The 11,665-nt window shown below is 70.9% G+C and carries 9 protein-coding genes; 4 read left to right on the top strand and 5 right to left on the bottom strand.

Annotated elements, in window-relative coordinates; translation table 11 throughout:
* Window positions 1–27: 27 nt before the first annotated feature.
* Window positions 28–312 (top strand): hypothetical protein, encoded by a 285-nt coding sequence (locus tag ACFYM2_RS29005; RefSeq protein WP_359008402.1) that lies wholly within the window; start codon window positions 28–30, stop codon window positions 310–312.
* 295 nt (window positions 313–607) lie between these two features.
* On the opposite strand, the gene ACFYM2_RS29010 is transcribed toward ACFYM2_RS29005, so the two are convergent.
* Window positions 608–1,597: a hypothetical protein gene (locus tag ACFYM2_RS29010; protein ID WP_388840319.1), complete on the bottom strand. Its 990-nt coding sequence runs from the start codon at window positions 1,595–1,597 to the stop codon at window positions 608–610.
* A gap of 737 nt (window positions 1,598–2,334) precedes the next feature.
* On the opposite strand from ACFYM2_RS29010, the gene rfbB reads away from it, so the two are divergent.
* The 3 genes from rfbB to ACFYM2_RS29025 are packed head-to-tail and all read left to right on the top strand — an operon-like array spanning window position 2,335 to window position 5,142.
* Window positions 2,335–3,345: a dTDP-glucose 4,6-dehydratase gene (rfbB, locus tag ACFYM2_RS29015; RefSeq protein WP_388462623.1), complete on the top strand. Its 1,011-nt coding sequence runs from the start codon at window positions 2,335–2,337 to the stop codon at window positions 3,343–3,345.
* Between the two features lie 34 nt (window positions 3,346–3,379).
* Complete coding sequence (locus tag ACFYM2_RS29020) at window positions 3,380–4,489, top strand: DegT/DnrJ/EryC1/StrS family aminotransferase (protein ID WP_388840322.1); 1,110 nt, start codon at window positions 3,380–3,382, stop codon at window positions 4,487–4,489.
* Window positions 4,486–5,142 carry a formyltransferase family protein gene (locus tag ACFYM2_RS29025; RefSeq protein WP_359009072.1) on the top strand — a complete coding sequence of 219 codons (657 nt, stop codon included), beginning with the start codon at window positions 4,486–4,488 and terminating at the stop codon, window positions 5,140–5,142. The genes ACFYM2_RS29020 and ACFYM2_RS29025 overlap by 4 nt, the downstream gene beginning before the upstream one ends.
* Here ACFYM2_RS29025 and ACFYM2_RS29030 read toward each other — a convergent pair.
* The 4 genes from ACFYM2_RS29030 to ACFYM2_RS29045 form a co-directional block, all read right to left on the bottom strand.
* Window positions 5,125–6,315 (bottom strand): UDP-N-acetylglucosamine--N-acetylmuramyl-(pentapeptide) pyrophosphoryl-undecaprenol N-acetylglucosamine transferase, encoded by a 1,191-nt coding sequence (locus ACFYM2_RS29030; RefSeq protein ID WP_359009070.1) that lies wholly within the window; start codon window positions 6,313–6,315, stop codon window positions 5,125–5,127. The two genes, ACFYM2_RS29025 and ACFYM2_RS29030, sit on opposite strands and share 18 nt — an antisense overlap.
* 481 nt (window positions 6,316–6,796) lie before the next feature.
* Window positions 6,797–7,462 carry a LuxR C-terminal-related transcriptional regulator gene (locus tag ACFYM2_RS29035; RefSeq protein WP_359008232.1) on the bottom strand — a complete coding sequence of 222 codons (666 nt, stop codon included), beginning with the start codon at window positions 7,460–7,462 and terminating at the stop codon, window positions 6,797–6,799.
* Window positions 7,463–7,685: 223 nt separating this feature from the next.
* Window positions 7,686–9,596, bottom strand: coding sequence for a PQQ-binding-like beta-propeller repeat protein (locus tag ACFYM2_RS29040; RefSeq protein WP_388840328.1), 1,911 nt, complete (start codon window positions 9,594–9,596; stop codon window positions 7,686–7,688).
* Between the two features lie 63 nt (window positions 9,597–9,659).
* On the bottom strand, window positions 9,660–11,384 hold the full coding sequence (locus tag ACFYM2_RS29045; protein WP_388461467.1) for a PQQ-binding-like beta-propeller repeat protein: 1,725 nt from the start codon (window positions 11,382–11,384) through the stop codon (window positions 9,660–9,662).
* Window positions 11,385–11,665 lie beyond the last annotated feature (281 nt).

Consider the following 11,665-nt stretch of genomic DNA (forward strand, 5'->3'; position numbering starts at 1 on the left):
CTGACGACTGACGACTGGAGTCACACCATGCCTGAATCGCCCGAAGTGCGGGACGAGGTAACGGAGTTGGAGCGGAAGTCGGCGTCCGCGGCGCGGCTGTTCGACATCCGTCGGATCATCGGGGGGCTGTTCACCCTGTACGGGGTGATCGTGACGGTGGCCGGGGTGATGGCGTCCGACGCGGACCTGAGGAAGGCGCAGGGGATCAACATCAACCTGTGGACGGGGTTGGGGATGCTGGCCCTGGGGCTGTTCTTCCTGACCTGGCTAAAACTCCGCCCCACGGCTCCGCCGGCCCCGCCGAACAACTGACCCGGTTAGCCGGGAACCCGGGCCCGCCCCAGCCCGGGTCCGCGCAGTTCCCCGCGCCCCTGGCGGGGCCGGTGCTGGCCCGCGTGGGCATACCTCAGCCCGTCCGGCGATTGAGGACGAGGCCGTTCAGGCCGAACGGGGTCTGGGGCGGAGCCCCAGGGAGGTCGGCTGCGGGCCGTGGTCGCTTCTCGCGCAGTTCCCCGCGCCCCTGGCGGGGCTGGGGGTGGCCCACGCCGGCATCCTCAGCCCGTCCGGCGATTTCGGAGACGGGGGCTTCGCTCGCCTCCCCGACCGATCAGCTGGCGAGCGCGTCAGCGAGCTGGGTGCGGCCAGGAGTGTCGGCCGGGAGGGCTCGGTACAGGGCGAGCGCGCGGGTCCGGGTGAGGCCGGTCCGGTAGGCCGCCGGGAGTCCGCCGTAGGCCTGGGTCACGATGCCGACTGCTGCTTCGCGGTCGCCGTCGTGCACCCGGCAGGAGGCTTCATCGATCGCGATCAGGGCTCTCGTCATGAGCGACGGGGCCCGTGACAGCTCCAGCGCGGCCCGCTGGGCCTCGTAGGCTCGCCCGGTTTCGCCGAGGAGGGTGAGGGCCTGGCTCATGTGGACGTGGTGCTTCTGCATCGGGTAGCCGAACCAGGTGTCGGCGTGCTGTTGCGGGCTGAGCTGGTCGGCCAGCTTCTCGACGGCGGTGACCGCTTCGAGGGCCTGGTCGCGGTGGCCGCCGATGGCGTAGGCGCGGGAGGCGACCGCGGCCGCGAGGACTGCGGCCGCGCTGGGCTTGTTACCGGCCAGGTGGCGGGCTTTCTCGGCGAGTTGGGCGGCGGCCTGCGGGGCGCCGTAGTTGAGGGGGACCATCGCTTCGCGGCCCAGGACCCAGGAGTGCAGGAGGGGGTCTCCGGAGCGTTCGGCCGCGCGGGCGGCGGTCGCGAACCAGCGGTGGGCTTCGCGGTGCTGGCCGAGGTCGTGGAGGACGATGGCGATCATGCCGGTCATCCGTCCGGTGACGTGGGACAGGGTCGTGCGGTCCCTGTCGGTCCGGGGTACCAGCAGCAGCAGCTTGAGGGCGTCGACTTCCTCGCTGAGGTCGGCCAGTACGTCGGCGGGGGCCTGGCCGTGGTAACCGTAGCCGTACCGCTCGGCGGTGTTCTCCCAGTAGCTGAGATCCGGGTTCGTGTGGTCGGCGGCGAGGGCGGCGTCGATGTCGTTGCGGGTGGTCGTTAAAGCGGCGAGCCCGGGACCTGCCAGACCGGCAGCGAGCGCGCCGCGCAACACGTCGCGGCGCTTCATTGGGTCTTCATCTCCACTGGTTTCAGGGCGGGTTGTGGACCCCGGGACTTCCCAGGGTCTTTCCGCCAAGCCTAAGTCCCGCCCCGGGATCCGCAGTCCGTCGGCGATCCGTTCCAGCACGGGAAGGGAACTGACCGTCCCATCCCCCCTGGCCATCCGGCTAACCCGTTCCGCCCGGATCTGACATGCCTCGCTGATGCGGTTGAAGCTGATGCCTGCCTCGTCATGGGCGATGGCGAACACGGCGCCGACATCTCGGCGTGCCAACGCCGCACCGACCCTGATGTCGGCGAGCAACGTCTGGGGCAGTGCCGCCGGTGATGCGGGAAAGGTCATGCGAGCCCCCTCAGTTGGGCCTACCTCCCACGGAATGTACCCACCGTGGGGGCCCCGGCGTGGGGTTACCGCCTCCATTCCCCGGCGCTTCACTCGGGGACACCGCCTCGGGAATCTTGGCCGAACACATGGCTCCCCGAGTTCTCAAGGCGTCAGGCAGCGGACCGCACGGGAGCGTCCTGCTCCACCGTCGCGCGGTCCGCTGCCGCCCTCAGCCCCGGAATGCGACGGAGAACCCGTGAACACGACCGCCCGGCACCGAGCGCCCGGCCTGGGGATGTTCCGCCGGACGCCGGAGCTTCAGACCGTCCAGTTCCCCTGTCTGGGCGGAACGGGGCGGCCCCGTCGGTGGGGCCGCCCCGGCCGGCCACATCACCCACTCACAGATTGAGGGCAGCCCCATGGACACAGTTCTCGTTACCGGTGGCGCAGGGTTCATCGGCTCCCACTTCGTCAAGCGTCTCCTCAAGGCCGACGACGTGGCGAGGGTGACCGTGCTCGACGCCCTCACCTACGCCGGCCACAAGGAGAACCTGGGCGAAGCCTTCCTCTCCCCGAAGCTGACCTTCGTGGAGGGGAACATCCTCGACACCGCGCTCGTCAGCGAACTCGTGGCCGAGCACGCGGCGATCGTCCACTTCGCCGCCGAGTCCCACGTCGACCGTTCGTTCTTCGAAGCCGGCAACTTCCTTGCCACGAACGTCCTCGGCACCCAGATCCTCCTCGACGCAGCCCACCGTCACGGCGTGACCAAGTTCGTCCACGTCTCCACGGATGAGGTCTACGGGCCGCTGCCGACCGGGAAGGCCGACGAGTTGTATCCGCTGCGTCCGTCCGTGCCGTACGCCGCGTCGAAGTCGGCCGGCGACCTCATCGCCCTCTCCTACTTCCAGACCTACGGCGTCCCCGTCAGCGTCACCCGCTCCAGCAACAACTACGGGACGGGCCAACACCCCGAGAAGGTCATCCCGCTGTTCATGACCCGCCTGTTCAAGGGCGAGCCCGTCACGCTCCACGGCCGGGGTGAGCACGTACGCAACTGGCTGCACGTAGAGGACAACTGCCAGGGAATCGACCTCGTCCTGCGCTCCGGCCACCCGGGCGAGGTCTACAACATCGGCGGCGGAACCGACCTGACCGGCAAAGAACTCACCGAGAAGATTCTTCGCGTCTGCGGCGCCGGCTGGGAGTCGGTGGCCTACGTGAGCGACCGGCGGGCCAACGATCTGCGCTACGCCATGGACTGGTCGAAGATCGCCGACAGCCTCGGGTACCACCCGGTCCACGACCTCGAAGAAGGCCTCGCACAGACCGCCCACTGGTACCAGAACCACCCCGAGCGCTGGGCCCCGCTCCTGCGCAACCCGCACGCCCCCACGGCCCAGATCAGGGTCGCCCCCGCCGCCCTCTGAACACCCCGCACCGCCCGGCATCCAAGGAGGACCCATGGACATCACCGGTTTCGGAAGGAACGCCGCACCGTTCCTGTACGGCGGCGAGGCAGCGGCCATCGCCCAGGTTCTGGACACGGGTCAGTTCGGGCACGGCCCCGTCACCGAGGAGTTCGAGAAAGCGATCGCGGACTTCCTCGGCGTGCCCGACGCCGTCGCCGTCTCCACCTGCACCGCCGCGCTCCAGATCGCCCTGACCACTGCGGGCATCGGCCCCGGAGACGAAGTCGTCGTGCCGTCCATGACGTTCTGCGCGACCGTGCAGGCCATCCTCGCCAGCGGCGCACACCCCCGCTTCGCCGAGATCAACCCCGATACCCTGTGCGTCGACCACCAGAGCGTGAAAGACGCCCTCACCCCGCACACGCGCGCCGTGGTGCCAGTCCTGTACGGCGGCCGGGCTGTCGGCCTGGACGCCCTGCGCGACGATCTCGCGGAGCGGAACATCACCGTCGTGGAAGACGCCGCGCACGCCTTCGGCTCCCGGCGGGCAGACCGGTTCGTCGGCGCCACCGACGCCGTGACCTGTTTCTCGTTCGGCCCGATCAAGAACCTCACGTGCGGCCAGGGCGGCGCGGTCATCCCTGCCACCGCCCGGCAGGCCGACCAGGCCCGCACGATGCGCATGGTGGGCATGACGGCCACGGCAGCCGAGCGCGCCCGCAGCACCGCATACGACGTAGACGGCATCGGACTGCGGGCCCACATGTCACAGCTCAACGCCGCGATCGGCCTGGCTCAGATGGAGAACTTCGCCAAAGCCCAGGCCACCCGCAAGGCTCTGTGGCGCACGTACGCCGAGGCCCTGGCCCGCGTGGACGGGGCGGTGCTGGTCGATGTGGACGTGGACCAGTCCGTGCCCTCACTGTGCGTGGTGAAGGTCCCCAGCCGCGACCGCGTCTTCGAGTCCATGCGGACCAGGGGGATCGGCGTCGGCGTGCACTACCCGCCCAACCACCAGCAGACGGCCTTCTCTCCCTGGCACCGGCCCCTGCCAATCACCGAGGCCGTCGCCGGACAGATCCTGACGCTGCCCTTCCACCAGCACATGACAGAGCGGGACGTGAAGGTGGTCGCCCAGGCGCTGGAAGAGGCTCTGGCATGAGGCGCGCTGCCGTCCTTGGGAAGGGCGCGCTGGCCGCCCACGCCTGCGACGTGATCGCACGGCTGCCGGGCACCCTGCTGGACACCGTCATCCCCACCACACCCGAGCCGCAGTGGGACATCAGCCTGACCGGCTACGTCACCGAACGCTGGCCCGAGGCCCGGATCGTGGCGTCCGGCGACTGGCGGGAGCTCGAACCGGGGCGGTGCGACCTCGTGTTCAGCGTCCTCTACGACAAGATCATCGGCGAGAGTCTGATCGAGGCCACGCCGCACATCATCAACTGCCACCCCGGGCCGCTTCCCGAGTACCGAGGAGCCCGGCCGGTGAACTGGGCCCTGCACAACCACGAGCACCGCCACGGCATCACCATCCACACCATCGACCCCGGCATCGACTCCGGGCCCGTGCTGGCCCAGGCCGGCTTCACCATCTGGCCGGACCACGACGAGGTCAAGGACGTGTGGGCGCGGGCCATGGCATACGGGCGTCTGCTGATCTCGGACACACTGCCCCGGCTTGAGCGCATCACGCCCAGACCGCAGGACGCCTCCCGGGCGATCACCCACTACAACCGGGATAACGGCGCGCTCGGCGACCGCGGCGACTGGACCCGAGAGACCTCCGCCGGCCGGTCAGTGACCGGCGGCTGACAGGAGAACGTCCACCAGTTGTTCGGCAGCGTCCGGCCGCCCCTGCGACCGGGCCTGCCGGGCGACACCCGCACGGCGGTCGGCGTCCGCGAGCAAGGGCGCAACGGCCTCGCGCAGACGGGCGCCGGTCACCTCGCCGAGCAGGGCTACCGCGGCGCCGGTCTCGTGCAAGTGCCGGGCGTTGTGCGCCTGTTCGCCGCCTGCCGACGTCGCCAGAGGGATGAGCACGGACGCTTTGCCCAGCGCGGTCAGCTCGGCGATCGTGCCCGCACCGCTTCGCGAAATCACCACGTCGGCCAGGGCCAGGACATCCGGAAGTTCGGCGCCGACGAATCCGGTCACGTAGTAGCGGCCCGCGAGATCACCGGCGAGCGTCGCGGCCTGCCGGCGCAGGCCTTCGACGTGGTCCGGCCCGCACTGGTGGATCACGTTGGCACGGCCCAGCAGCCACGGCAGAACCTCAGCCACGACGGTGTTGATCTGGAGCGAGCCCTGGGCGCCGCCGGTCACATAGACGGTCGGCAGAGTCCGGTCGAAGGAGTGAATGTCCAGAGCGCTGACCGCGTTGTCCGCTTGCCCCGTCAGGACCTCGGGCCGCACGGGATTTCCTGTCACCACGGCCGACTTGCGGGCCTGTTCCGGCAGCAGGGGCAGCGTGGATGGCGACGACACGGCGATGCGGGTGGCCGCGCCGGCGAGGCTCTTGTTGGCCAGACCCAGCCGGACGGTCTGCTCGTGGATCACAAGGGGCCGGTGGCACAGCCGCGCCGCCGCGACCCCCACCGGAACCGCGACATAGCCTCCCGTCGCCAGCACCACGTCGGGGGCGAACTCGGAGATCGCCTTCCTGGCCTGGGCAATGCCGAGCGGAACACGGCCCATGTCCTTCACGTTCGCCGGCGAGATCATCTTCAGCGGATTGCTTGAGCGCCGGATCTTGCCTGTGGCGACCGCCCGGAAGCTGATGTTCTCGGCCGCCGCGACACGTGACTCCAAGCTGTCGGCCTGCCCGACCCACAGCACCTCCAGTGTCTGTCCCGTGGCCGCGAGCCGGGCCCGCAGCGCACGGACGGCGGTGAGCGCGGGGTAGGTGTGGCCGCCGGTCCCGCCTCCCGTGACGATCAGGCGGAAGGCTCGCTGCGGGCGGCCGTTGGTGCGGTGATCGGGGTTCATTTCGCGCACGATAGACCTGACTGCGGCATCACGATTCCCATTCGGCCGCGCGCCCCGGGTCTGGGGCGGAGCCCCAGGGAGGTCGGCTGCGGACCGTGGTCGCTTCTCGCGCCGTTCCCCGCGCCCCTGGCCACTCACCCCTGACCCATATGCACATACCCAGCCCGTCATGGGGGTCCCCCCTGGCCCTTAAGGCCTTGGGGGAGTTTGAGGACGAGCGCGTTCAGCGCGAACGGGGTCTGGGCGGAGCCCCAGGGGCCCCGGCTGCGGACCGTGGGCGCTCCTCGCGCAGTTCCCCGCGCCCCTGGCGGGGCCGGTGCTGACCCGCGTGGGCATACCTCAGCCCGTCCGGCGATTGAGGACGAGGCCGTTCAGGCCGAACGGGGTCTGGGGCGGAGCCCCAGGGGCCCTGGCTGCGGGCCGTGCGTGGCTGGGCGCGCAGTTCCCCGCGCCCCGGGCGGCGGCCTCAGGGCGGCCATGGTTATGGGGTGGCGCGGGCCAGGAGGCCGGTTCTGGCAGCCAGGGCGGCGGCCTCCAGACGAGACCCGACGCCGAGTTTCATCAGCACGCGCTGGACATGCGTGCGGGCCGTGGACGGCGCGATCCCCATCCCCGCCGCGATCACCCGCGTATCCTCCCCGTCAGCCACCCGCACCAGCACCTCCACCTCCCGCGGCGTCAGCAGCTGAAGCAGGCGCTGCCCCTCGTCATGGGGCTGAGCCGCGGGGTTGAGGAGTTCGGCGAACGCGCCCTGGAGCAGCTGCGGGGCGACCGCCGACTCCCCCGCCCGCGCCTTGACCATGGCCCGCTCGACCCCCTCTATGCGCTCGTCGTGCCGCACATACCCGGACGCCCCGGCCGCGAACGCCGCCGCGATCCCCCGAGGGCTCGGCACCGGCCCGAGCACCACCACGGCGACCTGGGGCCGCTCCTTCTTGATCCGGACGATCGGGTCGAACACCCCGGGCTCGGCGGGCGCGGCCGTGCCGAGCAGGCACACCTCGGGCGCCCGGCTCACGACGAGCTCCGCGGCGCCCGCGACCGGAGCCGTCGCGGCGAGCACCCGGTGTCCCCGCAGTTTCAGCGCCGAGGCAAGTGCCTCGGCGAGCAGCCGGTGATCGTCGACCACCATGAGCCGCACGCCCATCGAGCTACCCCCATCCCCCCGGCCCCTCTTGCCCCGGCAAGCTACACGCTTGTTCGACGCCGCGTGCCGCTTACCGGCGAGAAGCCCACGGAATGCCGAATTCTCCTGCATACGGGCCCAGTTGAGGAAGTACGCGAAAGGGCAAGCGGGCACAAAGGGCGGGGCCCCGGTGGCGGAAGCAGATCCACCACCGGGGCCCCGACGACGCGGGCGCGGCCGGGGCTCAGCCCGTACCGGTCGCGATGAACAGGAACTTCTTCTCGGAGTCGTCGTTCGAGTACGGCTTGCTCAGGCGCGTCGCCCCCAGGTACAGGCGGCCGTTGCCGTAGTCCATGTCGGAGTACTGCGGCAGGAACTGCGACATGGCCTCCCGCACCGACCGCTCGGCCGGGTTCTCCATGAGCAGCGTCGCCTTGAGGCTGCCGCCGTCGATGCTGACGACCTCGCTGCCCTTGTTGTAGGGGCCTTCGCGGTAGGCGATGACGTTGTTGCCGTCCATGCGCAACGGGTACGTCGTGTAGCCGTCGCCCGCGTCCGCCCGGCCGGGCACGGCCTGCCCGGTGGCCAGGTCGAAGGCGAGGATTTCGTTGGTGTGTCCGAACGCGTCCGTCCCGCCGGCGTTGTCGTGCGCCTCGGTCGGCACGTACAGCCTGCCGTTGCCGGCGACGACCATCGAGCACTTCTCGACGTAGGTGCTTTCGCAGTCGGCCGAGTACTTGGCGCCGGGCGCCGGAATGCGGGCCAGCAGCTTTCCGGTCTTGTCGTCGATGGAGAAGAAGTCCGAGATGCCGCTGCCGTCGCGCGCGGTGTCGCCGACGTCGGCGGCGACCACGAGCGGCTTGGTCGAGACGATGTGGGCGTACTGGATGCCCGGCAGCATCTTGTACGTGGCCAGGGGCTGGCCGGTCTTGGGGTCGAGGGTCTGCACGCTGACGGTGGGCTTCTCGTAGTCGCCGCACTTGCGGACGGCCACAAGCGCGTCACCGCCGCCGTACCCGGCGTCCACGCACTGGTCGGTGTTGGCGGTGGGCTTCCACAGCTCCTTGCCGGTGTTCAGGTCCCAGGCCGCGCCGCCGTCGGGACCGCCCGCCGCGACGGTGCCCGCGCCGAGGGTGATCTCCTCGAACGACGTCTTGCGGTCGCCGTCGCCACCCTTGACGTCGGCCTGCCACAGCAGCTTGCCGGTGTTGAGGTCGAGGGCGGCGGCCTCGGTGCAGGAGGGGTACTTGGAACCGTCCGGCACGGTCTCGAAGGCGAACGCGGTCTTGTTGTCCGAGGAGACGTGCTTGGTGGCCGCGCAGACGTTTCCGGTCAGCGGGAGCTTCCAGACCGGGGTGCCCTTGACGAGGTCGTAGCCGACGATCTCCTTGACGCCGGTCTTGACGTACACCTTGTCGGTGAGCCAGGAGCCCAGCACCGAGGTGAGGTCGGTGACCGCGGGCTGGGGCGACTGGAAGAGCACCTTGGCGGCGGTGTTGGCCGGGGCCTTCTCCTTGCCGCCGCCACCGGTGCTGCCACCCGCGCCGCCCGTGGTGCCGCCGGTGTCGCCGGACTTCGCGTCGTCCTTGCCGTCCTTGCCCGTCGCGTACCAGACGCCACCGCCGACGATCAGCGCCACCGCGACGACCGCCGCGATGATGATCAGCATCTGCGTGTTCGGCTTCTTGCCGCCGGGCTGCCCGCCGGGCCCGGGCGCGCCCGGCATCCCGTACTGCGGCTGCACCGGCTGGGTCGGCGGCTGGCCCGGGTAGCCGTAACCGGGCTGACCGGCGTAACCGGGCTGCCCGGGGTAACCGGGCTGAACCGGCTGGCCCGGGTACCCGTAACCCGGCTGCTGGGGCGCGGTGTTCGGGTAGCCGTACCCGGGCTGCGGTTCCGGGGTGTGCGGGTAGCCGTAGGCCGGGGGCCCCGAGGGCGGCGGGGTGCTCGGCGGCCCGGCGGGCGGCGGCGGGGTGGGCGTACCGAAGCCACCGGCCGGCGGCTCCTGGGGCGCGCCGAATCCGGACGCCGGGGGGTCCTGCGGGGCGCCGAAGCCGGGCGCCGCGGGTTCCTGCGGGGCGCCGAAGCCCTGGGGCGCGTTCTGGGGGCGACTCGGCGGCTCGGGCGGCTGCTGGGGCTGGGGTGGCTGGCTCATGCCGGGGAGACCTCTGACTTCACGTCGCGTACGGGAGACCTACGAGAAAGGCGAGTTGGCACGTCACTTGCCGAAGGACAGGATCGAGTTGTCCTTCGAGCCGTCCTTGTGGCTGCTCACCCGGCTGTTCATGAGGAAGAACCGTCCGCCGGCCCACGCGCCCACCGGGTCGAAGAAGGAGCGTTCGGTGCCGGCCGCCGTCGACGGGCTCTGGAGGGTGATCTGTGGGGCGCCGCCGGTCAGCGGCAGCGTCGCGACCGCGGCCGCTCCGTCGACGCCCGGCTCCACGTAGACCGAGAGCTTGCCGTTCTCGACGGCCAGCGGATCCATCACGCGGCCCTTGGGCGCGGCCGCGTGCCACTTCTCGGCGCCGGTGGCGAGGTCGATGGCGACGATCTCGTTGGTGCGGCCCACCCCGAGCTCGCCGCTGTCCGCGCTCTTGGTGGGCAGATAGAGGGTGTTGCCGTCGACGACCGTGCCCCAGCAGCCCTGGAGCTGGCGGTCCAGGCTCAGACCGGGGCAGTTCGCGGTGAGCGAGGCCTGGGACTTGACCGCCGACTGGAGCTTGCCTTCGGCCGTGAAGGTCGAGATGTTCCACGCCTTCTTGTCCTTGTTGGTCGCGTACACGACCAGCGGGTTCATCGAGTAGACCCGGCTGACGGCCCAGCCCTTGTCGTACTGGAAGCCCCACTTGGGCTTGCCGGTGGTCGGGTCGAGCTCCTGGAGCAGGTCCGACTCGGGCGCGTCCAGGTCGGCGCCCGGGTCCATGCACTGGCTGACGGCTATCAGCTTGGGACCGCCGGCGAAGGCGGCGGCGCTGCAATGACCGGTCTTGGGGGTGCCGAAGAGCTTCTTGCCGTCCGTGAGGGAGAACGCGCTCGCGCCGCCCATGTCACGGGCCACGGCGACGGTGTTGCCCGTGATCGACATCTGGAAGCCGATCATGCTGTCGAACAGGCCCTCCGCCGGGACCTGGGACTTCCAGCCGGCCTTGCCCGCGGCGAGGTCGACGAACTGGAGCTGGTTGCACTTGGCGTTCTCGGTGTTGCTGTCCTGGACACCGAAGACGGTCTTGCCGTCGGCGGTGGGGCTCGGCGGCGCTCCGCACAGCGGGGTGTCGAGCGCCACCGACCACTTCTGCTTGCCGTCGGCCACCGCGTACCCGACGATCTCCTTGTACATGGCCTTGACGACGGTGTCGCCCACGATCCAGGGGCCGTACTGGGTGGCGCCGTTCTGCGGCAGCGGCGTCTCGTTCTCGTGCAGCCAGGCCCGCGCGTCACCGGCCTTGGCGCCGGAGTTGATGTCGTCGCTGCCGGTGCGTCCGTCGCCCTTGCCGTCACCCTGGTCGACCGTCGGGGCGCCGCTGGGGGCCGCGCTGTGGCTCTTGTCGGCGACGGGCTTCTTGTCGTCGCCGCCCCCGCTCGTCGCCAGGTACACGCCGCCGCCGATGACCAGCAGGCCCGCGACCGCGGCAGCCGCGATCATCAGGGGCTTGCCCTTGAACGGGTTCTTGCCGCCCCCGCCCCCCGGCGCCATCGGCGCCCCGGGGTACTGCGGCTGACCCGGGTAGCCGTAACCGCCCTGCTGGGTCGCGGCGTACGGATTGTCCTGCGCGCCCGGCCCGGTCGGGACCGTCGGGTAGCCGTAGCCGGGCGCCGGCGGCGTCTGGGGGTAGCCGTACCCGGGCCCCGGCGGGGGCGTCCCCGGATAGCCGTACCCGGGCTGCGGCGAGGCCGACGGCGGCTGCGGCGGCTGCGCGGGCGCGGCGGGCGGCGCGGCCGGCATCTGCGGCGGCGGCCCCGGCGGCTGAGCAGGCGGTCCCTGAGGCTTGTCCTGCGGTGCCCCGAAGCCCCCCTGCGGTGGCTGAGAACTGGGCGGCTGGGTCACAGCGAGTTACCCCCGAATTTGCGTCTTTGCGTCTTTACGTCAGTCGAACGGAGCTACTTTCTATCACTCGGAGCACGGCGTACCACGGGCCGGTCCGCCCCTGTTCCCAAGGGAGAACCGGCCCGTGATACCGCCGTTATGGACTCTGTACGCCGTCTCTACGCAAGCCCCGCAGGACG

This window comes from Streptomyces sp. NPDC006711, from assembly GCF_042869775.1.
In the GTDB taxonomy this organism is placed as follows: Bacteria; Actinomycetota; Actinomycetes; order Streptomycetales; family Streptomycetaceae; genus Streptomyces.